This window comes from Streptomyces sp. LZ34 (assembly GCF_053890475.1).
Window position 1 is genome coordinate 8,172,127 of the sequence record NZ_CM132680.1, and the last position, 24,367, is coordinate 8,196,493.

At 70.7% G+C, this 24,367-nt stretch carries 23 protein-coding genes, 1 tRNA gene and 1 pseudogene; 6 read left to right on the top strand and 19 right to left on the bottom strand.

All coding sequences use genetic code 11. The features are described from left to right. Positions 1-52: 52 nt before the first annotated feature. Entirely contained in the window at positions 53-2,944 is a 2,892-nt protein-coding gene (locus ACWY4P_RS34435) for a glycoside hydrolase family 48 protein (protein ID WP_456204448.1), read from the top strand. A 51-nt stretch (positions 2,945-2,995) separates the two neighbouring features. Here the strand turns inward: ACWY4P_RS34435 and ACWY4P_RS34440 are convergent, their stop codons facing one another. From ACWY4P_RS34440 to ACWY4P_RS34460, 5 genes and pseudogenes are all read right to left on the bottom strand, one after another. Continuing rightward, positions 2,996-4,000 (bottom strand): glycosyltransferase family 2 protein, encoded by a 1,005-nt coding sequence (locus ACWY4P_RS34440; RefSeq protein ID WP_456204449.1) that lies wholly within the window; start codon positions 3,998-4,000, stop codon positions 2,996-2,998. Beyond that, complete coding sequence (locus tag ACWY4P_RS34445) at positions 3,997-4,386, bottom strand: hypothetical protein (RefSeq protein ID WP_456204450.1); 390 nt, start codon at positions 4,384-4,386, stop codon at positions 3,997-3,999. The genes ACWY4P_RS34440 and ACWY4P_RS34445 overlap by 4 nt, the downstream gene beginning before the upstream one ends. Positions 4,387-4,486: 100 nt before the next feature. Continuing rightward, entirely contained in the window at positions 4,487-6,925 is a 2,439-nt protein-coding gene (locus ACWY4P_RS34450; RefSeq protein WP_456204451.1) for a glycosyltransferase, read from the bottom strand. 125 nt (positions 6,926-7,050) lie between these two features. Next, positions 7,051-8,487: a hypothetical protein gene (locus ACWY4P_RS34455; RefSeq protein WP_456204452.1), complete on the bottom strand. Its 1,437-nt coding sequence runs from the start codon at positions 8,485-8,487 to the stop codon at positions 7,051-7,053. A 78-nt stretch (positions 8,488-8,565) separates the two neighbouring features. After that, a pseudogene (locus ACWY4P_RS34460) lies at positions 8,566-9,351 on the bottom strand (N,N-dimethylformamidase beta subunit family domain-containing protein); the annotation flags it as partial. 356 nt (positions 9,352-9,707) lie between these two features. Here ACWY4P_RS34460 and ACWY4P_RS34465 point away from each other — a divergent pair. Continuing rightward, on the top strand, positions 9,708-10,031 hold the full coding sequence (locus ACWY4P_RS34465; protein ID WP_456204453.1) for a hypothetical protein: 324 nt from the start codon (positions 9,708-9,710) through the stop codon (positions 10,029-10,031). A gap of 58 nt (positions 10,032-10,089) precedes the next feature. Here the strand turns inward: ACWY4P_RS34465 and ACWY4P_RS34470 are convergent, their stop codons facing one another. Beyond that, positions 10,090-11,067 (bottom strand): hypothetical protein, encoded by a 978-nt coding sequence (locus ACWY4P_RS34470; protein ID WP_456204454.1) that lies wholly within the window; start codon positions 11,065-11,067, stop codon positions 10,090-10,092. A gap of 445 nt (positions 11,068-11,512) precedes the next feature. Between ACWY4P_RS34470 and ACWY4P_RS34475 the strand changes: the two genes are divergently transcribed. Then, positions 11,513-11,653: a helix-turn-helix domain-containing protein gene (locus ACWY4P_RS34475; RefSeq protein WP_456204455.1), complete on the top strand. Its 141-nt coding sequence runs from the start codon at positions 11,513-11,515 to the stop codon at positions 11,651-11,653. Between the two features lie 51 nt (positions 11,654-11,704). Here ACWY4P_RS34475 and ACWY4P_RS34480 read toward each other — a convergent pair whose 3' ends face one another. The 5 genes from ACWY4P_RS34480 to ACWY4P_RS34500 all read right to left on the bottom strand — a co-directional run bounded on the left by ACWY4P_RS34480 (position 11,705) and on the right by ACWY4P_RS34500 (position 13,952). Further along, a complete protein-coding gene (locus ACWY4P_RS34480) occupies positions 11,705-11,878 on the bottom strand; it encodes a hypothetical protein (RefSeq protein WP_456204456.1) in 174 nt (57 codons plus the stop codon). Positions 11,879-12,004: 126 nt separating this feature from the next. Continuing rightward, a complete protein-coding gene (locus ACWY4P_RS34485) occupies positions 12,005-12,781 on the bottom strand; it encodes a methyltransferase domain-containing protein (protein WP_456204457.1) in 777 nt (258 codons plus the stop codon). 321 nt (positions 12,782-13,102) lie between these two features. Beyond that, positions 13,103-13,297: a hypothetical protein gene (locus ACWY4P_RS34490; RefSeq protein WP_456204458.1), complete on the bottom strand. Its 195-nt coding sequence runs from the start codon at positions 13,295-13,297 to the stop codon at positions 13,103-13,105. Then, entirely contained in the window at positions 13,294-13,710 is a 417-nt protein-coding gene (locus ACWY4P_RS34495; RefSeq protein WP_456204459.1) for a hypothetical protein, read from the bottom strand. The genes ACWY4P_RS34490 and ACWY4P_RS34495 overlap by 4 nt, the downstream gene beginning before the upstream one ends. After that, the gene (locus ACWY4P_RS34500) at positions 13,707-13,952 is read right to left on the bottom strand and encodes a hypothetical protein (protein WP_456204460.1); all 246 of its coding nucleotides are present in this window, start codon (positions 13,950-13,952) and stop codon (positions 13,707-13,709) included. The genes ACWY4P_RS34495 and ACWY4P_RS34500 overlap by 4 nt, the downstream gene beginning before the upstream one ends. Before the next feature lie 36 nt (positions 13,953-13,988). Here ACWY4P_RS34500 and ACWY4P_RS34505 point away from each other — a divergent pair, with 36 nt between their 5' ends. Together ACWY4P_RS34505 and ACWY4P_RS34510 are read left to right on the top strand one after the other, a co-directional pair. Continuing rightward, entirely contained in the window at positions 13,989-14,474 is a 486-nt protein-coding gene (locus tag ACWY4P_RS34505) for a hypothetical protein (protein ID WP_456204461.1), read from the top strand. 24 nt (positions 14,475-14,498) lie between these two features. Next, positions 14,499-15,842 carry a hypothetical protein gene (locus ACWY4P_RS34510; RefSeq protein ID WP_456204462.1) on the top strand — a complete coding sequence of 448 codons (1,344 nt, stop codon included), beginning with the start codon at positions 14,499-14,501 and terminating at the stop codon, positions 15,840-15,842. A 39-nt stretch (positions 15,843-15,881) separates the two neighbouring features. On the opposite strand, the gene ACWY4P_RS34515 is transcribed toward ACWY4P_RS34510, so the two are convergent. The 5 genes from ACWY4P_RS34515 to ACWY4P_RS34535 form a co-directional block, all read right to left on the bottom strand. Beyond that, positions 15,882-16,811: a tetratricopeptide repeat protein gene (locus ACWY4P_RS34515; protein WP_456204463.1), complete on the bottom strand. Its 930-nt coding sequence runs from the start codon at positions 16,809-16,811 to the stop codon at positions 15,882-15,884. Positions 16,812-16,967: 156 nt separating this feature from the next. Further along, positions 16,968-17,040: transfer RNA gene (locus ACWY4P_RS34520), tRNA-His, on the bottom strand. A gap of 97 nt (positions 17,041-17,137) precedes the next feature. Further along, positions 17,138-17,746, bottom strand: coding sequence for an oligoribonuclease (orn, locus tag ACWY4P_RS34525; protein WP_456204464.1), 609 nt, complete (start codon positions 17,744-17,746; stop codon positions 17,138-17,140). A 5-nt stretch (positions 17,747-17,751) separates the two neighbouring features. Then, positions 17,752-19,068, bottom strand: a complete 1,317-nt coding sequence (locus ACWY4P_RS34530) for a helix-turn-helix domain-containing protein (RefSeq protein WP_456204465.1) — start codon at positions 19,066-19,068, stop codon at positions 17,752-17,754. A 438-nt stretch (positions 19,069-19,506) separates the two neighbouring features. Continuing rightward, a complete protein-coding gene (locus ACWY4P_RS34535) occupies positions 19,507-19,833 on the bottom strand; it encodes a hypothetical protein (protein WP_456204466.1) in 327 nt (108 codons plus the stop codon). 450 nt (positions 19,834-20,283) lie between these two features. Between ACWY4P_RS34535 and ACWY4P_RS34540 the strand changes: the two genes are divergently transcribed. Then, positions 20,284-20,805, top strand: coding sequence for a universal stress protein (locus tag ACWY4P_RS34540; protein ID WP_456204467.1), 522 nt, complete (start codon positions 20,284-20,286; stop codon positions 20,803-20,805). 371 nt (positions 20,806-21,176) lie between these two features. Here ACWY4P_RS34540 and glmS read toward each other — a convergent pair whose 3' ends face one another. The 3 genes from glmS to ACWY4P_RS34555 all read right to left on the bottom strand — a co-directional run bounded on the left by glmS (position 21,177) and on the right by ACWY4P_RS34555 (position 24,362). After that, positions 21,177-23,018 (bottom strand): glutamine--fructose-6-phosphate transaminase (isomerizing), encoded by a 1,842-nt coding sequence (gene glmS / locus ACWY4P_RS34545; RefSeq protein ID WP_456204468.1) that lies wholly within the window; start codon positions 23,016-23,018, stop codon positions 21,177-21,179. A 42-nt stretch (positions 23,019-23,060) separates the two neighbouring features. Beyond that, positions 23,061-23,336: a hypothetical protein gene (locus tag ACWY4P_RS34550; RefSeq protein WP_319694380.1), complete on the bottom strand. Its 276-nt coding sequence runs from the start codon at positions 23,334-23,336 to the stop codon at positions 23,061-23,063. Between the two features lie 75 nt (positions 23,337-23,411). Continuing rightward, positions 23,412-24,362 (bottom strand): DUF4429 domain-containing protein, encoded by a 951-nt coding sequence (locus ACWY4P_RS34555; RefSeq protein WP_456204469.1) that lies wholly within the window; start codon positions 24,360-24,362, stop codon positions 23,412-23,414. Positions 24,363-24,367: the final 5 nt, after the last annotated feature.

Consider the following 24,367-nt stretch of genomic DNA (forward strand, 5'->3'; position numbering starts at 1 on the left):
GCCGGGGATGAGACGGCCGAAGACGCGCCTTCCAGGGACGAGAAGGCCGAGGATGAGACGACTGGTGACCGCCCTGGCCGCCGCGCTCTCGCTCCCGGTGGCCATGACCGCCGCCGGCGGGGCGGCCCCCGCGCACGCCGCCGCCGTTCAGTGCGGGGTCGACTACAAGGCCAACGACTGGGGTTCGGGCTTCACCGCGGACCTCACCATCTCCAACCCCGGCACGGACGCCATCGACGGCTGGACCCTGACGTACGACTACGCGGGCGACCAGAAGCTCACAGGCGGCTGGAACGGCACCTGGACCCAGTCCGGAAAGACCGTCACCGTCAAGAACGCCGCCCACAACGCGAAGATCGCGGCGGGCGGCAACGTCACGACCGGCGCCCAGTTCAGCTACAGCGGCACCAACGCCGCGCCCACCACCTTCGCCGTCAACGGCATCAGCTGCAAGGGCGCCCACCAGCCGCCCCTCGCCGTGCTGAGCAGCCCGGCCCCCGGCGCGACCTTCAGCGCCGGCGGCACCGTCCCGATGGCCGCCACCGCCGCGGCCGCCGACGGCGCGACCGTCACCAAGGTCGAGTTCTACAGCGACACCAAGCTCCTCGGCACCGACACCACCTCCCCGTTCACCTTCGATTACACGGGCGTGCCCGCGGGCGACTACTCGCTCTACGCCAAGGCCTACGACAGCCAGGGCGCCTCCGCCGAGTCCACCCCCGTCGGCATCCGCGTGGCGGCCGGGCCCGCGCTCGTCGCCACCCCCGGCCAGCTCGGGGTGCAGCAGGGCAAGACCGGCACGTTCGGCGTGAAGCTGTCCACCAAGCCGTCCGCGAACGTCACGGTCTCCGTCGCCCGCACCTCCGGCAACACCGGGCTGACCGTCTCCTCGGGCGCCACCCTCACCTTCACGCCCACCAACTGGGACACCGCCCAGCAGGTGACCGTCTCCGCCGCGAACAGCGGCACCGGCACGGCGACCTTCACCGCCACCGCCACCGGCCACACCAAGGCCGAGGTCACCGTCACCCAGCTGGCCGCCTCCAAGGTGTACGACGCCCGCTTCCTGGACCTCTACAACAAGATCACCGCACCGGCGGCGGGCTACTTCTCGCCCGAGGGCATCCCGTACCACTCGGTGGAGACCCTGATCGTCGAGGCCCCGGACCACGGCCATGAGACGACCTCCGAGGCGTACAGCTATCTGATCTGGCTCCAGGCGATGTACGGCAAGGTCACCGGCGACTGGTCCAAGTTCAACAGCGCGTGGGACACCATGGAGAAGTACATGATCCCCACCCACGCCGACCAGCCCACCAACAGCTTCTACAACGCCTCCAAGCCGGCCACCTACGCGCCCGAATGGGATCTGCCCTCCCAGTACCCCGCACAGCTCAACGGCAATGTCTCGGTCGGCAACGACCCCATCGCCGCCGAGCTGAAGAGCGCGTACGGCACCGATGACATCTATGGCATGCACTGGATCCAGGACGTCGACAACGTCTACGGCTACGGCAACTCTCCCGGCAAGTGCGAGGCGGGCCCGAGCGACACCGGACCGAGCTATGTCAACACCTTCCAGCGCGGGCCCCAGGAGTCGGTCTGGGAGACCGTGACCCAGCCCACCTGCGACAGCTTCAAGTACGGTGGCAAGAACGGCTATCTGGACCTGTTCACCGGCGACGCCTCGTACGCCAAGCAGTGGAAGTTCACCAACGCCCCGGACGCCGACGCCCGCGTGGTCCAGGCCGCCTACTGGGCCGCCGAGTGGGCCAAGGCACAGGGCAAGGGCAGCCAGGTGTCGGGCAACGTGGCCAAGGCCGCCAAGATGGGCGACTACCTGCGCTACGCGATGTACGACAAGTACTTCAAGAAGGTCGGCAACTGCGTCGGTGAGACCTCCTGCGCGGCGGGCAGCGGCAAGAACAGCTCCCACTACCTGCTGTCCTGGTACTACGCCTGGGGCGGCGCCACCGACACCTCCGCGGGCTGGGCCTGGCGCATCGGCTCCAGCCACGCCCACGGCGGCTACCAGAACCCCATGGCGGCCTGGGCGCTGGCCAACTACGCCGACCTGAAGCCCAAGTCGGCCACCGGCGCGGCCGACTGGTCCACCAGCCTCAAGCGGCAGCTGGAGTTCTACCGCTGGCTGCAGTCCAGCGAGGGCGCCATCGCGGGCGGTGCCACCAACAGCTGGCAAGGCCGCTACGCCACGCCGCCGTCGGGGGCCGCAACGTTCTATGGCATGTATTACGACGAGAAGCCGGTCTACCACGACCCGCCGTCCAACCAGTGGTTCGGCTTCCAGGCCTGGTCCATGGAGCGCGTCGCGGAGTACTACAACCGCACCGGTGACGCCTCCGCGAAGACGGTCCTGGACAAGTGGGTCAAGTGGGCGCTGTCCAAGACCACGGTCAACCCGGACGGTACCTACCGGATCCCGTCCACCCTCCAGTGGTCCGGCCAGCCGGACACCTGGAACGCCTCCAGCCCCGGCGCCAACGCGAGCCTGCACGTCACCGTCGCGGACTACACCAACGACGTCGGCGTGGCGGCCGCGTACGCCAAGACCCTGTCCTACTACGCCGCCAAGTCGGGCGACACCCAGGCCAGGGACACCGCGAAGGCGCTGCTGGACGGCATGTGGACCAACTACTCGGACGCGCTGGGCATCGCGGTCCCCGAGACCCGCGCCGACTACAACCGCTTCGACGACCCGGTCTATGTGCCCAGCGGCTGGACCGGCACCATGCCGAACGGTGACAAGGTCGACTCCAGCTCCACCTTCGAGTCGATCCGGTCCTTCTACAAGAACGACCCGGCCTGGTCCAAGGTCGAGGCGTATCTGAAGGGCGGGGCGGTCCCGAGCTTTACGTACCACCGGTTCTGGGCGCAGGCCGACATCGCGCTCGCGATGGGGTCGTACGCGGACCTCTTCGAGTAGTTCCCGGCACGCGGGGCGGGGCTCCCAAGCGGAGCCCCGCTCTCGCCGCTCTCAGACCGGGAGGGGAATGTCCCGTTCGGCCAGGGCCCGTTCCAGCCGCTGGATGTGACGGTGCTGGAGCCGCGCGGTGCGCTGTAGCGACAGGACCGCCCGCAGAAACTGGTCCATGTCGGCCGCCCGGGTGAGGATGTCGTCGGGCACCCGCTCGTCGGCGAGCCACTCCCGCTCGTCCTGGGCGAGCACGGCCCGCGCCCAGGCCCGGGTGACCGGTTTGAACATCCCGGGGTGGCCCGCCACGATCCTGGCCCGGACCGCCAGGTCGTTCTCGGCCGCCTCCACATGCAGGCCGTCGTCCTTGTTGCGCGCCCCGAACAGCGGCTCGTGGAGGTGATGGGCCGTGAAGCCGTGTTCGGCGCAGGCGATCCAGAAGTCCCAGTCCTCCCCGGCGCGCATGTCCTCGGCGTAGCCGCCCACCGTCTGCCACACCTCGCGGCGGTAGAGCGAGCAGTAGAACATGATCAGCCGCCGCAGCAGCAGGTCCTTGTCGTAGGCCGGGAGCTCCAGCGCCTGCGCGGGCAGGCCGTCGTCGGTGAAGACGGACACGTCGGTGGAGGCGATGGCGATGTCCGGGTTCTCGTCCAGCACCGCGACCGTCCGCTCCAGCATGGTCGGGGCGATCACGTCGTCGGCGTCCAGCGGCAGGACGTAGCGGCCGGTGGTGGCCGCGATGCCCGCGTTACGGGCGGCCGAGACACCCGCGTTGGCCTGGCACAGCAGCCGGATGCGCCGATCGGGGTGGTCGGCGATCAGCGACCGGGCCACCGCCGCGGTGTCGTCGGTGCTGCCGTCGTCGACCACGACGAGTTCCCAGTCCGGACAGGTCTGGGCCAGCACGCTCCCGACCGCCTGCGGCAGATAGTGGGCGTAGTCGTGACAGGGGATGACCACCGAGACCAGGGGAGGCGAGCCGGGCCCCTCGGACGGCACGGCCGCGGCCCCCGGGAGGACTCCAGCCTCCAGGGGGCCGCGTTCCGGTCGGGTCGGTGCCGAGGTCATCGGAGCCCGTCGCCGTAGCCGCCCTCGCCGTACATGCCGCGGTGGGGCGCCGTGAAGTTCGGCTGCTCGGAGATGGCGATGTTGGCGCACTGCGAGCCCGTCCCGCCGCCGCCGGCAGGGTTGATGACGGTCACGTTGGCCGTGCTGCCGACGCTGGAGTCGCAGTGGTTCTGCTGCACCACGCCGTGCGGGTCGCCGAAGATCTGCGCGAAGTTGAGACAGTCCGACCGCGCCCCCGCCCCCGAGACGCCCACGCCGCTCTTGGAGTCGCAGTCGTTGACCTGTTGGGTGGGGTTGTCCCAGGGGAGTGCGCCGGCGTTGGACCCGCCGAAGACCACCGCCCCGGCCGCCACTGTCACCAGCGCGGCCGTCTTGCCGATGTTCATGTGATTCTCCTAATTCTTCGCCGCAGAGGCCCGCGGACAATCGGCTAACGACGCCCGACGTCACGGGCTTCGCAACCGGCGGCGGCTTCACCTGCCCGGCTCAGCGGGCCACCACCCCAATGGCGGGGTGCACCACCTCCACCCCGGGCAGCGCCCAGCACTCGACGCCCATGTCCTGCGCCAGCGCGGCCAGCCCCTCGGTCTCGATGAGCCGCCGGTAGGGGACGGTCGGGAACACCAGGCCGTCGCGGTGCAGATCGGCGTGGACCAGCAGGGCCGTACCGCCGACCGCGTCGACGCGGACCCTCTCGTGCCCGCGCAGCTCGTCGAGATAGCTCCGGCCGAACCCCTTGGGCGGCTGAAGGATTCCGTCCCGGAGCCAGCGGTCCCAGTCCAGCGTGGCGGCGTCCGGGTGCAGGACGAAGGTGTTGAGGTCGAAGCTGGGCCCGCCGGGCTCGGTGACGCAGTGCGGGACGACGATCTCCTCGCGCGCGCCGAGCAGCCGCTGGACGAGGTCGGCCGGACAGTCCGTCACATCCACGTCGAGCCACAGCACCCACCGCTCGTCGGCGAGGGCGCGCGACAGGAGGTGGTTACGGGCCATGGCCAGGGCCGACCGCCGCTGCCGCTGGACGTCCGGCTCCCAGCGCGGCCCGGTGAGCCGGACGCCGAAGTGGCGCCGTACGAGGGTGACCCGCCGGAAGTCCGCCTCCAGCGCGGGCAGGGCGTCCTGGAGGGCCTGCCAGGTGCCGTCACGGCTGTCACCCTCCAGCAGGCCGAGAGAGAGCGCGTCGCGGGGGTAGTCGAGGGCGCGCAGGTTGTCGAGGTAGCGGGGGAGGAAGGCGGCGGCGTCCTTGACGGGGGTGAGGACGAGCAGCGGGGGGTGCTCCTCCGCGTCCGCGCCTGCGTCCACGGGGGCGGGCCGCCGGGCGTGCGGGACGCGCGCCGACGGGTCGGCGGTGTTTTTCGCGCTGCTTTCGGAGGTGTTCCCGGCAGTGTCTACGGCGGCGTTGGCTGGGGTGTCCTCCGCCTCGAGGACATCCGCCGGGTCGAGGGGCAGCCGCGCCGCCATCGCGTGCACCTGGTCCGTGTAGGCGCTGCCGGTGGGCCACAGCTGGGTCGCGGCGTCGAAGAGACTCGTGAAGTGCGGCTCGTCGAAGGTGTTGTCCCCGTGGAACACATAGGTGTAGAGCTCGGGCGCGTCCAGGGACACCGTCCGTCCGCCGCGCACCACGGCCTCCGCGACCGGGGAGTCCTCGCCGCATCGCTGCTCCGGATAGCGGGGAAGCGCCTCCTTCGCGCAGAGCATGGCGCCCTCCCACACCCGTACCCCGGAGATCGCGAACTTGCGGCGCGCGGGCCACCACAGCCGTTCGCGGGCCAGGAAGCAGGCCGTGGCGTCCAGCGCGAGGACCGCCACCAGCTGCACCTCGAGCCGCTCCGGGTCGTACAGGTCGTCGTCGTCCCACTGGCATACGTAGGCCCCGGTGGCCAGGTCCACCGCGATGTTGCGCAGCTCGCCCAGCGTCCGCCCCTCCGGCGGCAGCCGGTGCAGCCGGATCCGCGGGTCGGCGAGGCCGCGTACGTGTTCCTCGAGGGCGCCGTCCGCGCCGTCGTCGACCACGACCAGCTCCGCGCGGGTGTAGGTCTGAGCGAGGAAGCACCGGATCGCCCGCTTGGCCAACGGGAACCGGTCCTTGGTCACCATCAGACAGGACACCGTCGGCGCGGGGGAGCCCGCGGCCCACCGTCGGCGCTGCGCGTCGAGGTCGATCACGCCGATGGCACAGGGTTCCAGGTCCTGGCTCGTCCAGAACCTGACCTTGCGGCCGGTCGAGGTCCCCGGTGCGCCGGAGTCGTCCTGGGTCCAACTGCTCGACCAGTGGTGCACGGCGTGGGCTCGGTCCAGATCGACGTCCCGCGGCCCGAACAGCTCTGCCGCGAACGGGCTCATCTTGGGATACACGGATTCGGCCCCCAGGATCGTGAGGGAGCAGTCCTGGGGGGCGCTGTCGACCGCGCGCGTGAGCAGGAACGGGCCCGTCGCGTCCATCGGGCCGGGCATGGTGTGGGCGCCCACCAACTGCCGGTGCACATGCGACCAGAAGGGATGGCCCGGCCGCGATGCCATGAACGCGTTACAGACGATGCGCCGCAGACCGCTCCGGCGGTTCCACGGCAGTTGGACGTGCTGCTCCGGCTCGAGACCGAGTAGGAGCTCCTCCCCGGCGAAGAGATCGGTCATGGGGCGCAGGCACTCGAAGTCCATGTCGACGTACAGTCCGCCGAAGTGGTCGAGGAGGAAGTAGCGGATCGCGTCGGCCCGCTTGATCGGCTCGAGGTAGCCGTCATAGATGGGCAGAAACCATGCGTAGTGCTCCTGGAGGAACGCGCGGTTGTCCGTGTCCGTCCACAGCCGGTACTCCCAGTCGGGGTTGTACCGGCGCCAGGACGCGGACCATTCCCGCCACTCGTGCGGTACATCCGCGGTCTTCCATGTCTGGTGGATGATGGGTGGAATTCCACGCTTCTCGGGCATCCGCGCAGTATGTCCGGGTGGTGCGTCCGTCAGGCGACTGCGCGAGGGGGAAGATCACCCGCCCGGCCCAGCGCCACGCGCCGGACCGGGCGGGAAAGGCCCTGCTGGCAGGGCCGGCGCAGGGGTCAGCCGAGCGAGGACAACGGCACGGAGAACAGCACCCGTTCGGGGACGACCCGGTCCTGCCACCCGCTGGACGTCGGGTCCTGCCAGTGCCCCTTGGCATCGGCGGCCCACTCGGTGACCGACCACACCGTCTTGGTGCTCCACCACAGCGACATGGACTCGGAGTGCTTGGCCCAGCAGGCGCTTGCCAGATCGGTGCCCGAGCAGCTCGCCGCGGTCGTCTTGGTGGTGTCCTGGCGCCACATGATGCCGTGCTGGCCGGGCCCGCCCCGGGCGCTGGGCACGTACCAGCGCTTGTCGCCCGAGCCGTCCTGGTAGGACAGCGCGCCCTGGACACCCACGGCTTTGGTCTCGTAGGCGTCGGCGGCCCCGGCCTTCCCGGAGCCGTTCACGGCCAGCGGCATGGCGCCGCCTGTCGGGCCGAGGTCGTAGCGGAACAGCCGCGCGGGCTGGGTCCCGCCCGAGGAGAACCACTCGCCTGCGACCAGGCGGTGGGGGGTGGCGGAGCGGTCGAGCGAGATGGACGCGAAGCAGGGGACGCCGTCGTCGTTGGCCGAGGAGCACTTTCCGCTCAGGCTGTACGAGCCGATGGCCGGCATCAGGTACTGGTAGCCGTGTGCCGAGTAGCCGCCGCTCACTCTGCCGATCGCGGTGGTGTTCTTCGTCGCCTGGAGGATGTGTTTCATCGAGAACACGTACAGGGCGTTGTGGCTGGCGTCGCCGTTGGACGCGGTGACGATGAGCTTGTCGCCGTACCAGACCATGCCGCCCAGGTGCGAGCCCAGCTTCGCGAAGTTCGCGCCGCCCTCGGTGGGCACGGTCAGCAGCACCCAGCGGTACTTGAAGGCACCGGGCGTGTTCGCGTCGATGAAGGCGACCCGGGCCAGGCCCCGGTCGGCCGCGGGCTCCGCGCCCGGGTACTCGTCGTACAGGTGGTCGTTGTGCGTCCAGCCGGAGAGGATGACCTTGTTCTCTCCCCAGGCGCCGTCGTCGTCCGCGTCCCCGGAGGAGGTGACCGACTGCGGCAGCCACGCTTGCGTCAGCGCGTCACCGGTGGTGAAGCAGTACGCCGCGGTGGCCGTCGGCTTCACCGGCAGCGCGGCCTTCTCCGAGGCGCGGCAGGCCGGGCTCGAGGTGGGGGTGGGCATGGTGTGGTTGGCGCTCTGCAGGACGGTGTCCACGCCCACGTTGGGCAGCCGCCGGTCGAGTTCGGCGATCGTGGAGTCGGCGACCTTGCGCTGGGTGAGCGCGAGCTTCGATAACTCCGCCGAGGACGTCAATGGTCTGAGCGCGCCGGGGTTGTCGGCCACGGCGGCCTGGGACGTGGCGTTGGTGAACAGTAGCGCGCCGGCCCCGAGTGCCGCCGCCACCGCCGTGCCGATCCATGGCGCCCGGCGGCGCAGCGCGCCGTGCCGGGCCTTGTGTGTTCTCCGCATGGGAGCCTCCCGTTGGCAAGTCCCGGGCACCATACGGGGGTTGGGGAGCGGGTCGAGGGCTTTCGGGGAGAACTCGCCTCACGCGCGCAACCGCGACACCCCGGGATACACGGCGGCCACATTGTCGATGGGCTTCGGCCGGTGCTCCGCGCAGGGGCCGGAGGCGAAGGCGCGCAGCAGATTCTCGGTGGTGCGGCCGACGAAGGCGGCGGTCCGCCCGTCCAGGCCGTGGTCGCGCCCGTTCTCACGGGTCCCCGCCATGAGCCCCTCGACCCACCGCATCGTCCCGGTGGCGAACACGCCCGCCCCGCTCGGGGCGGTGTAGTACGCGGAGTCGGCGTGGCTGTGCCGGCCGTTGCAGACCAAGGGGGAGTGGGCGATGATCTCCAGCGGCTCCGGGGTGGGCTCGCCGGGGGTCACCCGGTCGTACTCCACCCCGACGAGGTGGGCGAAGGAGTCGCCCCGCCTGACCCCGGTGCCGGCGAAGAGCCAGTGGCCGGGTGTGTGCACGACGTACGGGGCGTCGGTCGGGTAGCCCTCGTAGAAGACACCGGTCAGGGAGGACTCGGGGTCGGCGGCGGGCGGCTGCCGGAAGTCGGTGGTGACCAGGTCGCGGCGGCTCGCGAGATACGGGTCGTCGTGGTACGCGGTCTTGTAGCAGACCACCGTGCGGTCCGCGCCGCCCGGACCGCGCTCCAGCCTGATCCGGCGGAAACAGGTGTTGGCGCCGAGGAACGCCACGTTGGTCCCGGCGTCGCGGGCGCGGGTGACGTACTGGCGCTGCTGCGGGGTCCAGTACTCGTCGTGGCCGAGCGAGACCACCGCCGCGGCGCCGCGCAGCACGCCGGGATCGCGGTGCACATCCGCGTCCACGGCCCGCCGCGGGGCCCTGGAGGCGCGGGCCGCCCCGCCGTGCTCCTCACGGCCCGACGACTCGCACCCGGCCACCGCCACCCCGGCGGCGGCCCCCACCGCCCCGAGGAAGCGCCTGCGCCCCAGGGCGCAGCCCAGGGCGCGCCCCTGGTCCGGGCCGCCCTCGGGCTCCTGACCGCCGCCGCGTATCGCCTCGTCGTCCATCGCACCCGTCCCGGCCGCCGTGCTCCTGCGGCCATCCTGAGCGGGGCCCCGGGGCCCGGGCGACCGCAAGGCACCCGAACCGGCGACGGCCGACGGGGGCGGTTCGAGGTGCGGAGGCGCGGCGGGGGCCGCAGCGTGGACATATGACCGAGAGCGAGAGCCCGCGCGTCCACCTGCCGCCGATCGTGGTGCTCGGGGTACAGCCGAACAACCCTCCGTTCCGTCTGATCGAGGTCGCCGGGGAAGTGATCGGCAAGGCGCACTCGGTCCTGGACGTGATCGAGCTCGCCCGCACGATCGGCATGGAGGACGCCGACCTCGACGACCCGGACGTCGTCCGCTGGGTGGGCGGCGACAAGTTCACCTGGACGCCGTGGTGGCCGCCCAGACGGAAGCGGCGGCGGGGTCACGGGGAGAGGAACGAGATGGGAGAAGGGCACGGCGAGACCGACCGCCGGCACCCCTAGAGGGCCACACCCCCGACGCGCGATGACCGGCCATCCGAATCGGTTCGCGCTCGGCCTTTCAGGTCGTATTCGGCGATGCGGCAGCCGGGCCGGTGGATGTGCAGGACAATCCCGTCATTCTCCGCAGCGTGCCAACGCCCGCGGCGATGGCAGCGAGGTGCAGCACCGTGGCCACGGCGAGGTTTTCCGGCTGGGTGACGTCGGACGGGTCGGCCGGCGACACGGCCAGTGTGAGCGGCAGTTTCCAACTACTCCATGCGAACAGCGAACCCGAGCCGAGCCAGCAGAGGGCCAACGGGAGCCGGCGGGGGAGTCGGGCGGGGCGCGCCCGGGTGAGTGTCCAGAGGGCGGCGGCGCCGACGAGTGCCCACAGCGCGCCCAGGCCGGTCAGCAGGTAGCCATCGGTGTTCCGTTCGGCGGGGTGCGCGATTCCGAGCGTGCCACCGGCTGCCCAGTACAGCCAGACCAGACCGACCACGGCCGCTGTGGCGGCCGGCCATGGCGTGCCGGCAGGGGCACTGTCCCCGACCCGGCCGGTGAACGCGGCGGGCCAGCGTCGTCTCAGATAGGCGGGAAGGGCGAGGGCCAGGCCCAGGCCCATTCCCACGAAGCCGAACTGGACCAGCGCGGCCTCCCAGCCCGGCATGGCGGGGTCATGGCTCCCGTCCGAACCCTCCGAGTCGCCGGAAGCGGGATCCAGGAGGGCGCTGAGCACGGAGTAGGGCAGGACGGATACGAGGAACCCCGCACCCGTCCAGGCGCAGAACGCCACCAGCCACCCGGGTATCCGCATCCCCCAGGGCCGCACCAGGGCGAGTGCCGGCGCGATTCCGGTCGCCGCCATGCCGATGGTCGCCGTGTTGAAGAGCGCCCACCCGGCGAGGTTGAAGCCCTCTCCGACCGGAGCCAGCCCCATCAGCGAGCCGGCCACCCACGACACCTTGATCAGTAAGTATGGCGACAGCGCCAGCGCCGCCCCATAGGCCGCGCACCGCCCGACCCGATCCCAGCGTTCCACCCGGACTTCCTCCTCCATCGGCAGGAACTCCAGGCTCGGACGTCACTCCACCCGTCCGCGTCCACCGGCGGAACTATCCGCCTCCCCCGCCGGACGGAGCGCGCTCTCGTCATTCGAAACGACAAAAAGATCGGCCGGTGACCAAGCGCTGAATCCGGGTCCCCGTTCCCGTGGGAACAGGGTGCGGTGGGCGGTGCCCAGCGTTCCCGGTGGTGAGTAGCAAATGCTGCTACTGCGCTGGTCTGCGTCTACTCGCTGGTATCTGTGACCATGATCGAGGAATGTACGGTCAGCGATACAGACAGGTGATCACGCAGCCCCGAGCATTGACGGGTGCCGCCGTCCGCCCCACTGCCCGACTGGATCCTCGCTCGTCGCCGGGCCGTCGGCGACCGCATTCGCGAGCTGCGGCGGTGGCGCAACTTGACTCAGGAGAAAGGAGAAGCTCAGCGAGAAGGCCGGCATGGGCCGGCAGGCCATGAACCGCATCGAGAACGGTCACCAGTCTCCGGGGCTCGACACCCTCATCCGGATCTCCGACGCCCTGGCCGTGCCCCTCCACGACCTGGTGCGCGACGTGGGGGCACCGCTGCCTCGGGAGTGAGCCCCGTCCGCGCGCTACGGGGGCGACGCACGGACGGGGCGGCCGGGATCATCACACGATCGGTGCCTCTGGTGACCGCAGCCACACACGCTGTCCAGCGCCGTCGACCGTCACACCGAACTCGTCAGCCGACGGACTGCCCTCGCCGACGTAGGCGGCGTGTGCCTCAGTGGCTTCCTTCCACAGGCTCCGAGGGCCGTACTGCCACACCTCCTCGTCGGTCACGGTGGCCGCCGACCCTCCCGGTCCCACAGCCAGATCTGGTACGTCCCCTCGTGGCGGCCGTCCGTCATCGCGACCCCGGGCAGTCGCGCGCTGGTGTAAAGAGCAAACCCAAGGCTCGCCACCGTGTCAGGGACAGCACTCCCGGACGTGCGCCGCCCGGTGGAACCGTCCACGGGGGGCATCCACCGCCGGGCGGTGCGAACGCATGGGCATGAACTGTGCATCGCCGACAGGTCGCCCCTGTGCCATGCCCTCAGTGACATTCAGGCGGAGGAGCGCGCCGGACCAGAAGTCCAGCGCGAGCGGGACGACGATCGCGCCGCCGGGAGCGGTCTGTTCGATCCAGGCCTGCGGGACCTGGCGCACGGAGCAGGTGGCGATCAGCCGCTCGTATGGCGCCCCGGGCGCCCATCCCAGGACTCCGTCGCCGTGGATGACGCGGGGGCTGTATCCGGCCTCGCGGATCGTCTTCTCGGCCTGTTCGGCCAGGCGCCCGTCAACCTCGACGGTGGTGACGTTCTCGCTGCCCAGGCGTGCGGAGAGCAGAGCGGCGTTCCAGCCGGTGCCGGTGCCGAGCTCCAGCACCTGGTGCCCATCGGTGACATCGAGCGCGCCGAGCATCCGGGCGACCAGGGACGGCTTGGAGCTGGACGACGTGGCTACCCCGGGTCCGCCGCTGCGGCCGTCGTCCAGCTGCGTCACGATCGGCTCATCGGTGTACACCAGATCCCACCACGCGGCCTCAGCGACGGGGACGCAGGTCGACTCCTGCTTCCAGACCTCCCGGGGGATGAACTGGTGGCGCGGCACCGCCTCGAAGTCGGGGCGCCAGGTGGGGGCCAGCGCCCCGGACGCCGTGAGGGCGTCCAGGAGCGCGGCCTGGCGCTGCGGCCAGTCAGTCACAGCGCCTCACTTCTGCTTCGGTGGCTGGTTGCCGTCCGGGGGCGGCGGGGGCGGTGGAGTCCACGGCTTGATCGGGGCGGGATCTCCCTTGTGCTTACCTTGGCGGATCACTGCGCACCTCCTGATTCTCGGCGCATGGGTCCTTCCCGCTGCGCCATCGTGCCTTGCGGGCCCGCTCGCCTCCGAAGAGCGGAACGGAGGCTGGCGGACGTTGGGGAGGTGGGCCGCTGGCTATGCGGTAGGGGCCAGGCACGGGGAACCGGGCCGCCAGCGGCCCACCGGTCTACGGGGCTGCGCTGAACAGGGTCATCCGGGCAGTCATCAGGCCCTGCCGTGTTGTCGGGCGCGGCGGAGGGCGGCGAGCTCCGTGAGCGGGTCTCGTTGTGCCGGGAAGCGGGCGGCGTGCTTGGGGCAGGCGTAGATGGTGCGGCCGCCGCCGCTGGCGGAGTGCACCTGGCCGACGATGACCGGGGTGGTGGTCGGCTTGTCGCAGCGCGCGCAGATCTGGGACGTCATCGGTCAGCCTCCTCGGCCGGGCCGAGCTCGGCGAGGATGGCGAGGACGAGCGCGCCGTGAAGCAGCTTGGCGTCGGTGAGGTACCGGCCTGGGCCGACGGGGATACGCCAATGCGTTCCCGGGCGGCTCGTCCAGTGCGCGGGCGGTACGCCGACGTAGCTGGCCGTGGCGGTGGATGCGCCGAGCACCTGCACTTGCCGCACGTTCCAGCCGTCGGCCGCGCCCGGCCGCACCAGCCAGTACAAGGGCCCGTGCTTGTCCTGAATGACTGCCCCCGACTCCGCGCCCAGCAGCCCCAGCGCGTGCTCACCTACCGACGCGGACGATCTGACGGCGTCCCACCACTTCCCCGTTTTGACCACGTTGACGTCGTGTCCGCTCGGCGGTGTCCACTTCAGGGCTCTGGTCCTCATGCCGCGCCGCCCGCGGACGCGCCGAGAAGAAAGGCGAGGCGTTCCACGGTGCCGCTCTCATCGCCACGCTCTCCGACTTCGTGTCCCCAGGTGGTGGCATACCGCCCACCCTGGCTGAAGATCCCCTCCACCAAGCCGGCGTTAAGGGGATTCGCCACACACAGGCGGGCGCCCTTCGCCACTATCGAAAGTCCGTAGGCTTTCACCCGATCGGCGAGGTCACGGTGACTGGATGCGTCCATGTATCGATGTCACCGCACTGGCGGACGCAGCGGGATATGACAACCTACGACACGGAGTGGATCATGACTCGGGCTGTGGCCATCACCGGCACGCGGTCGACGGCGCACCGCGATCCCGCCGACTACGCCGAGCTGTTTGCCGGCTACCTTCGCCCGTTCGCGGACCCCGAGGCACGATTCCACATCGGCGGGGCCAAGGGCATCGACAGCCTGTCCCTCCGGTGGCTGGCCGAGAACACCGAAGCACAGATCACGATCGTCGTCCCCGGCACCGTCCAGCAGCAGCCCGCCGAAGCACGGCAAGCCATCACCCGCAGCCGCGACCGCATCACGGAAATCGTCGAGCTGCGCGCCGGGGAGCTGGGCAGCGCGGCGTTTCACGCCCGGAACAGGTGGATGGTCGACCGCTCCGACATGGTTATCGGGTTTCCCCTCGCTGGTCCGCAGGGGGCGTCCGGAACATGGCAGACCCTCAACTACGGTGCCGAACAGGGGAAACCCCGCCTTATCGTCCCTCTGTGACGTGAGTCACGGCATGATGAGGGCATGAGCAAGAGCGACCCTCTCGTTGGCGCCGCCACACTCAAGGCTCTCCGACGGACGCGGGGCTGGTCCCTGGCCGACGCTGCGCGTGCGCTCGTCGGCACAGCGCGCCGCATCGGCCAGCCCTTCGACTTACCCGTTCTGAGCGTGCAGCGTTCCGTCGCCCGGTGGGAGAGCGCGACGCGGCCGGTCCTGCCCGGTGATCGGTACCAGCTGCTCCTGGCGCATACCTACGCCCGAGGGCCTGACGGCAATGTCGTGCTCGGGCCTGGCAGCGACTTCGCCGAGCTGCTCGACGCCCTCGCCCACCTCGGTGAGGCAGAGACACGGCTATGCGAGCTGCGTTCCTTTCTCGTACGCACAGCGACAGAGGGCGGGACCGGACTGCTCGCCCTGCTCGGGCCCACGACCCGGCTGTCGATGGCGGCCGCGCTCGCCGATCCGGCACGCGCCGACGACGCGCTGCTCGACGGACTGCGGACGGCCGTCGGGGACGTCAACGCGCAGGTCGGGACGTTGCCTTTCGCCCGGCTGCAACTGCTCCTGGCGCCCGTGATCGAATCGTGCCGACGGCTCCTGGCCGGAGGCGTCCCCGAGCTCCTGCTGCCCGAGCTGCGTACAGTCGCGGCCCAGGCGTACACCCTCGCCGGGCGACTCGCCTTCGAGACCCGCGACGACCAGGCGTCCCGCGCCCTCTACGCAGCCGCCACTTCCACGGCCGGGCGGCTCGACGCCCAGTGGCGACGTGCCGTCGTCCACATGAGCCACGCCCTGGTCACGCTCTACTCGCCCTCCGGGGTCGAGGCCGCCAGAGTGCTGGTCGACGCGGCCGTGCGAGATGCGCGGGCGGGCGACAGCGTCCGCGTACGGGCCCGAGCACATGCACTGCAGGCTGAGATCGCCGCCCGGTCGGGTGCCGAGCGGCAGGCGCGGAGCGCGCTGTCGCTCGCCTGGTACGACCTCGACCGCGACATCGACTTCGACTCTGCGGCGTCGAGTTTCAGCACGGACCACCTGCGCGGCTTCGAGGGCCTGTGCGAGCTGTACGTCGGAGACGCGGCGGTCGCTCATGACTTCTTCGCCGGTAGCGCGGCGGCCCTGGGATCGCCACGCGAGCGGGTACAGCGGGCCATCGTCTCCACCGATCAGGCGCTGTCCTGCATCCGGCTGGATGAGCCGGAGAGGGCGGCGGACCTCCTGCACAGCTGCATCGACTCAGCTGTCAGTACGGGCGGGCGTGTACCTGTGCTGCGGTTGCGCCAGGCTCGCGGGGAACTGCGGCCCTGGCGGCGCGAGGGCTTCGTCGCGGACCTGGACGATCACCTCATCGATGCGCTCGGAAGCTGACCGATCCTCGGCCGCTCAGCGCGAAACGTGTGCCCGTATTCACCCGCTGCCGCCGTAGAAGCAGGTTCTGCTGTTTATCCGGAGTGGGCGCCCAGGCGGGAGCGGTGATTCCAGCGGTTCGCACACCGGAATGTCCGACCAATCGACGCGCGATGACCGGCCACCCGAATCGGTTCGCACTCGGCCTTTCAGGTCGTACTCGGCGACGCGGCGGCCGGGCCGGTGGATGTGCAGGACAATCCCGTCGTCCTCGTCGTCCTCCGGGTCACTCTCCGCCATTTTCCGAGCATCGCCATCGAGCCACCTGTCGGTGTAGGCGCGCGCATCGGGGACAGAACCGAACAGCAGAAACCCGTGGTCCCAGTCGTTGTTGTTGATCCAGAAGAAGAAACGCAGCAGGGCGAATCCATGGCGGCCGTGACTCATCCTGTTCGGCGACGGCCGACGGCCGGGCGCGGCCTTGAGGTATCGCAGACAGGACCGGGCGCAGCGGTCGCCCGGGTCCCGCCGCAGCGCCTCCTCGTATGCTGCGACGGCGCCGTCGCGGTCGCCGGACCAGGTGAGCGCATGGCCCAGTTGCAGCGGTACGAGGGCGTCTTCCGGGTCCTCGTGCAGGGCTGTGCGCGCCACTCGGACGGCCTGCTCCGTGAGCGGCCGGCTCAGACCTTCCTCGTCGTACTTTCCCATTCCATTGAGCAGAGTTCCGTCGTTGTCATCGAAATCACACCTCACCTGGAAAAGGGCGCAGTGTCGCAGCGTGAACGCCGCCACCGTGGAGCGAAGGATGGCAATGGTGGCAGCGGTCTCGGTGTCGCCGGAGGACATCTTCTGCTCGGCCTGGTCGCAGTAGCGGTGCGCATTGGCAAGCAGGCCGAGAGTCGCGTTCTCGCCATGCCTGAGGAGGTACTCGCACTCGCCGAGTGAGCGGCTCGCGCTGGCCAAAAGGCCACTCGCGGTGTCATCAGCCATGCCACCGTAATGTACATCCCGAGCCGAGCCGGCCGAGGGCCATGCGTACCGGCAGGGGCGCTGTCCCCGTCAGGGCTGTCAGGCCCATGTGCGGCCCGAAACGACAAAAAGATCGGCCGGTGACCTGTTCTCCCAGGCCACCGGCCGATCATCAAGGGTGAGTAACGGGACTCGAACCCGCGACATCCTGGACCACAACCAGGTGCTCTACCAGCTGAGCTATACCCACCATGACCGGCGCTTTCCGCTGCCGCACCGGCCGAGAAAAAGTGTACAGGGTCCGCGGGGGTGCTCGCTCCCGGCTTTTCCGGGCCGGGAGCGAGGGGTCACGGCTGCCGGGCCGGGAGGACGTGCTTCGCGGCGATCGACTTGGCCGTGTCCGAGTCCGGGCCGGGCTGCGGGACGAAGACCGCCTCCCGGTAGTAGCGCAGCTCCGCGATGCTCTCGTGGATGTCCGCGAGGGCGCGGTGGTTGCCGTTCTTCTTCGGGCTGTTGAAGTAGGCCCGCGGGTACCAGCGGCGGGCCAGCTCCTTGATCGACGAGACGTCGACGATGCGGTAGTGGAGATAGCTCTCGAGCTCGGGCATGTCCCGGAGCAGGAAGCCGCGGTCGGTGCCGACCGAGTTTCCGCACAGCGGGGCCTTGCCGGGCTCCGGGACGTGCTCGCGGATGTACGCCAGGACCTGCTGCTGGGCGTCGTCCAGCGTGGTCCCGCCGTCCAGCTCCGCGAGCAGTCCGGAGGCCGTGTGCATCTCGCGCACCACCTCGGGCATGGTGGTCAGCGCTTTCGCGGGCGGCCGGACAACGATGTCCACCCCATCGCCCAGGATGTTCAGCTCGGAGTCCGTGACCAGCGCGGCCACCTCGATAAGCGCGTCGTCCGACAGCGAGAGCCCGGTCATCTCGCAGTCGATCCACACCATGCGATCGTTCATACGTCTCACCCTACGGGGCGTTCCCGCTGGCCGGGCAGGGTCGGGCGGCCAGGCGCGCGACCGGTGGCCTGCTCGGGCAGGCGCGGGGCGTAGGCGTCGGACTCCGGCTTACCCGGGTCGGCTCCGCCGTGCGAGTGCGGAGCGTGATGGGGGTGGGCCGGGTGGGTGATGGGCCCGCCGGGGCGCCGCAGCGGCATGGAGTGCTCGCCGGACCGCTGCTCGCCCAGCTCGGACCGGTCGAGCCGGTCGCCCCGCTCCAGGCGCTCGGGGCGGTCCGGGCGCTCCGTACGGTCGGGGACGCCGCCCTGGGGCCTGCGGGCGCGGTACGCGGCCCGGTAGGCGGCCGGGGAGGACCCCAGCTGCCGCCGGAAGTGTCCGCGCAGCGCGACCGGGGAGCGGAAGCCGCAGCGTCCGGCGACCTCGTCGACGGAGTAGTCGGAGGTCTCCAGGAGACGCTGGGCCTGAAGCACCCGCTGGGTGATCAGCCACTGAAGTGGAGCGCTCCCAGTGAGCGAGCGGAACCGCCGGTCGAAGGTGCGGCGGCTCATATAGGCGCGGGCGGCCAGGGCCTCGACGTCGAACTGCTCGTGCAGATGCTCGAGCGCCCACGCCACGACCTCGGCGAGCGGATCCGCGCCGATCTCCTCCGGTAATGACCTGTCCAGATAGCGCTCCTGCCCTCCGCTGCGGCGCGGCGGGACGACCAGGCGGCGGGCCAGGGCGCCCGCGGCGTCCGCGCCGTGGTCGGTGCGCACGATGTGCAGGCACAGGTCAATGCCCGCGGCGGTGCCCGCCGAGGTCAGGATGTCGCCGTCGTCCACGAACAGCTCGCGCGGGTCGACGTGGACGGACGGATAGCGCTTGGCGAGCGTCGGCGCGTACATCCAGTGGGTGGTCGCCGGGCGGCCGTCCAGCAGCCCCGCGGCGGCGAGTACGAAGGCCCCGGTGCACAGGCCCACGATCCGCGCGCCCTCCTCGTGCGCGCGGCGCAGCGCGTCGAGCGCTGCGGCCGGTGGCGGCTGGGTTATCGACCGCCAGGCCGGTACGACGACGGTGCCGGCCCGGGACAGCGCCTCCAGGCCGTATGGTGCGGTCAGTTCCAGTCCGCCGGTCGTTCGCAGTGGCACATCTTCGCCCGCGCACACCAGCAGTCGATACCGCGGGACTCCGGCGTCCTGGCGGTCGATGCCGAAGACGGAGAGCGGGATGGAGCTTTCGAAGATAGGGCCGCCGCTGAAGAGCAGCACCGCGACGATTTCTCGTCGCCGGCGTCCGGAGAGCTTGCGCGAGGTCTCCGGTACGGTCGTGGAGTCCTGGCTCATCGAACTAAGCCCCCCTCGGTGGTCGCGTCCTCTCGGTCCTGCACGTTTCCCCTCGGTCCTGAACGGTTCCCCCGCCGGTCATGGCCAAGATCGAATCTACTGTGTCGCGTGTGGTCGCCGTGACCAGTTCACCACCCGCCACTATGTCGACATGACAACTTGGCGGGAAGCATTCGATCACGAAGCGTTGCACTCGTGGGCCTCCCTGTGAAGTACGCCTAGCCCTCGTACCCACTTCGCGTAGGGGGTAGGGGCCGTTCATACCCCTTTCCTCGCTGGTCGGAGGGGGTTGGGGCGGGCGTTTGCCAAGGAAAGAACTTCGGCGGGAAGTTGGCCGAAAAGGAGTGGGCGCAGACGTACGGAAGGGTCCTCCGCCGGGCGTACGACCCGCCCGGTGACTCTCACCACTGTGTACCCGAAGCGCTACGGAGTGCGCTCTCAGCCGCGTCGGCCGCCCCTGTGCGCCCCGATTCCGGTGCGCCCATGTCGTCCACGATGTGGACTGATGACCGTGCCCGCGAGCCTGGCGGCGGTGCGCTCGGAGCGGCGCAGCAGGGTCCGGCTGACGGCCGTGACCGCGGCCAGCCCGACGGCGGCGCCCGCCGCCGCGCCGAGCGGCGAGCCGCACACCAGCAGGACGACGGGCACCAGGGCGCAGCTGAACGCACCCCAGCGGATCACCTCGCCCGCCGCCTCGCCGGCCGGGGTCCGGACGGGGTGGCCGTGGCCTTCGTGGGGTGCGTCGTACTCGAGGGTGGCGGGCACGTATCTGCTCCTCGGAGGGCGGCGGACGGGGGGCCGGGGCGGGCGCGATCACCGCGCGGCTACTACAACGCAGGGCGGGCCTTTGGGTCACTGCGAACCGTCCGCGCGGTGTACGCGGCACGACGGCTCGGGGTTCGCTGGAGGTCCACTCGGGCCACGCGGCACAGCCGCACATCGGCCCTGTCGGGACCACTTGGGGCATTGCGTTACGGGCCGCCCTCCGGCATGCTCCGTGGAACGCCTCGGGCGGTTCGCCGTCCAAGAGCTCTCTGGGCAGGAGGGGAGTGGCGCCGTACCCTTAGGGGTAAGGGCTTGGAAAGATGAATCCCGGACGGATTCCGTTCGTTCGATACGCTCCCCCGAGCGCCAGCGAGCTGCCGTCCCCGACAACTGCAACCTTTGAGCCCCCGCCGTTCCCTCCTCACGAGGACTTCCTTCGCCGAGACACCGATGGCCGGTCACGAAATCCCCGAACCCGCGGACCGCAAGCGGGTCGCCGATCACATGGCGCACCCCGAAGCGGCGGAAGAATCACGTCATTCCTGCGATCCGGCGTTCCAGCACGGCGTCGTGGTGGGATTCGACGGCTCGACATCGAGTGAGCGCGCCCTCGCGTACTCGATCGGCATGGCCCGGCGCTCCGGCTCCGGGCTGATCATCGTCCATGTGGCCAACCGGCTGCCGACGACCGTATGGGCCGGGTGTGAGCCCCCGGTCTTCGTCGATGTGCCCGATCACCGTACCGAGGTGCTGGGCCTGGAGCTGGCCTGCGCGGACCATCTCTCCGAGGTGCCCTGGATCCTGGTGGAGCGGGGCGGGGACATCTGCCATGAGCTGGAGGAGGTCGGCCGGGAGTACGCGGCCGACGCGATCGTGGTCGGCTCCACGCACGGGTTGGTGGGGCGCATTTTCGGCTCGGTCGCGGGGCGGCTGGCGCGCCGGGCGCAGCGGCCCGTGGTGGTCATTCCCTGACGTCCCCGCGCCGACGTCCCCGCGCCCCGGCCGGTTCCCGGCTGGTTCCCCGCCGCAGGGGCGAGCGTTGAGAATCGGACACTCTCAACTCCCTTTGGGTGCTGGCGAGATGGCGCCAAGTCCGGCTTGACAACCGGCAAATCTACCCGTGCGTAGAGGTGGATTGTGCGTTTGTGACGGGTACAAACCGAGCGAAGGGGCGTGCGCTACGTGCCGTCGGCCGGGAAGTGACGGTTCCCGCCGGCGGCTCACCTGCCGGCGTAAGGGCGACGCCGGCACAGGGGAGGCGGCCCCCGCGTGCGTGGTGGCACACGCGGGGGACCGCCGAGCAGTCACCTGGCGGGCTGGCGGGCTGGCGGGCTGGCGGGCGATCATTCCACCGTGACGGACTTCGCCAGATTGCGCGGCTTGTCGATGTCGCGGCCGAGCGCCAGCGCCGTGTGGTACGCGAGGAGTTGCAGCGGAATCCCCATCAGGATCGGGTCAAGCTCCACCTCGTTGCGCGGCACCACGATCGTGTGGTCCGCCTTCTCCTGCTCCCGGTGCGCCACGGCCAGGATCCGGCCGCTGCGGGCCTTGATCTCCTCCAGCGTCGCGCGGTTCTTTTCCAGCAGATCGTCGTCCGGGAGCACGGCGACGGTCGGCACCTCGGGCTCGATGAGCGCCAGCGGGCCGTGCTTGAGCTCGGAGGCCGGGTACGCCTCGGCGTGGACGTAGGAGACCTCCTTGAGCTTCAGGGAGGCCTCGCGGGCCACCGGGTAGCCGCGCACCCGGCCGATGAACATCATGCTCTTCGCATTCGCATATTCCGCGGCGAGCTTCTTGATCTCCTCCTCGCCGCGCAGCACCTCCGCGATCTGCTCGGGCAGCCGCCGCAGCCCGGCGATGATCCGCTTGCCGTCGGCGACGGACAGGTCGCGGATCCGGCCGAGGTGGAGGGCCAGCAGGGCGAAGGCGACGGCCGTGTTGGTGAAGCACTTGGTGGACACGACGCAGACCTCCGGGCCCGCGTGGACGTACACCCCGCCGTCCGTCTCGCGGGCGATCGCGCTGCCGACGACGTTGACGACGCCCAGCACGCGCGCGCCCTTGCGCTTGAGCTCCTGGACGGCGGCCAGGGTGTCGTAGGTCTCGCCGGACTGGCTGACCGCGATGTAGAGGGTGTCCGGGTCGACGACCGCGTTGCGGTAGCGGAACTCGCTCGCGGGCTCGGCGTCCGCGGGGATACGGGCCAGCTCTTCGATCAGCTGGGCGCCGATCAGGCCGGTGTGGTAGGCCGAGCCGCAGCCGAGGATCTTCACCCGGCGCACTCCGCGCGCCTCGCGGGCGTCCAGGTTGAGCCCGCCGAGGCGGACGGTGGCGAAGCGGTCGTCGATGCGTCCGCGCAGCACCCGGTCCACGGCGTCGACCTGCTCGTGGATCTCCTTGTGCATGTACGTGTCGTGGCCGCCCATGTCGTACGACTCGGCCTCCCACTCCACCGTGGTCGGCGTGGCGGAGGTGCGGGAGCCCTCGGTGGTGTACGTGCGGAAGTCGTCGGCCTTGAGGGTGGCCATCTCGCCGTCGTCGAGGGTGACCACCTGGCGGGTGTGGCTGACCAGGGCGGCGACGTCCGAGGCGACGAACATCTCCTTCTCGCCGATGCCCAGCACCACGGGGGAGCCGTTGCGGGCGACGACGATCCGGTCGGGGAAGTCCGCGTGCAGCACGGCGATGCCGTAGGTGCCCTCGACCAGGGTGAGGGCCTGGCGGACCTTCTCCTCCAGGGTGTCGGCCTGCGAGCGGCCGATCAGATGGGCCAGGGTCTCGGAGTCGGTCTCGGAGGCGAGTTCAACGCCGTCGGCGGTGAGCTTGGCGCGCAGCTCGGCGGCGTTGTCGATGATGCCGTTGTGGACGATGGCGACCTTGCCGTCCGCGTCCAGGTGCGGATGCGCGTTGACGTCGTTCGGCGCGCCGTGGGTGGCCCAGCGGGTGTGCGCGATGCCGACGGAGCCCGCGAAGCGCTTGGGGAGCCTGGCCTCCAGGTCGCGGACCCGGCCCTTGGCCTTGGCGGTCTTCAGACCGGCGGGATGCGTCGCTTGCCCCGATTTGGCGGGCTTGGCGTGGATCGCGATTCCGGCCGAGTCGTAGCCGCGGTACTCCAGGCGCTGCAGACCCTCCAGCAGCAGCGGTGCCACATCGCGTTTCCCGATATATCCAACGATTCCGCACATGGTGTCAGGCCCTCCCTGTTGGGTAGCTCATGGGTGCTCGGCTCAGCCGTAGACGATGCGGCGCAGCTGGCGCAGCGAGAGGTCGGGCGGCGCCACCGCGCGGTGCGGCAGCTCGGCCGTGATCCGCTCGAAGATGTCCGCGTTCGTCAGCCCGCCGGACTGGAGCTCCCGGTGGCGGCGGCGGACGAACTCCTCGGTCGTCTCGTCGAAGTACGCCAGCACGTCCAGCACCACCCGGGCGGCCTCGCCGCGGCTGAGCGGCGTGCTGCGCACCAGGTGGTCGATGAGGTCGTCGTGGGACATGCGGCGATCGAGCACCCGTAGATACTGCGGTGAGCCGCCCCGTTTCGCAAGAATCCTGCCCGATATCGGGCAGGAGGGAGGTGTACGTGACTAGAAACGGCGGAGCACGGCCTGTTTGACGGTGGTGAACTCCTCCTCCGTGAGCACCCCGTCGCGGCGCAGCTCGCCGAGTTCACGCAGCCGGCGCAGCAGCGCGTCGTGATCCGCCGCACTGTCGCCGTCGCGGTCACCGCGGCCGCCACCGCCACCGCCGCCCTCGCGCCCGGCCTTGCTCCCGATCGCGGCGGGAGCGGGGCCCTTGGTCAGCGGCACCGGGGCGGCGTCGGCGGGCTCCGGCGCCCCGGCGGGGTGCGGCAGCCGGGCCGTGACCGCGGCCGCGACCAGGGCCATCAGCGGGTCCCTCTTGAGGCCGTACGTCACGATGGCGTACGGGTCGTACTTGGGCGGGGCCGAGGTCGGGACCTTGACCAGGGCGAAGCGGAGGTAGCCGTTCTCCAGGCCCTTGGCGGGGGTCCACTTCACCGCCTCGACGTCCGACACCGGGAAGGCGCGCGGCCCGCCCGACTTCTTCGCCTGCTCGGTCTTCCAGTTCCACTCCAGGCGGATCTGCTCGCCGTCGAACGAGACCGTGCCGTCGCCCGCCGACGCCGACAGCGGCACCGAGGGGCCCGGCAGCAGATAGCGGTCGCAGGACCCGAGGTCCACCTGCTCCAGCAGCAGCGCCTGGCGCACCTCGTCGACCAGGTACTCGGCGACACCCGCGCGCTCGGACTCCACCGGCAACTGGTACGGGTCGGCGGCGTCCGGCAGCTCGCCGCCCGCCGCCTGTAGCAGCGGGTCCGCGCCCTCGCGCAGCTTCAGCCGCAGCCGCCCGGTCCGGCGCCCCGGCTCGTACGCGATGCCGGCCAACGCCTCCAGCGGCACCGCGAGTTCGCCGAGCGCCTGGCGCACCGGATTCACTCGCTTGTCCCGGCCGGGGACGATCCGCACGGTGTCGCCGTCGAAGCTCCATGCTCCGTCGCGCTGGGTGATTTCCGTCATGGCGG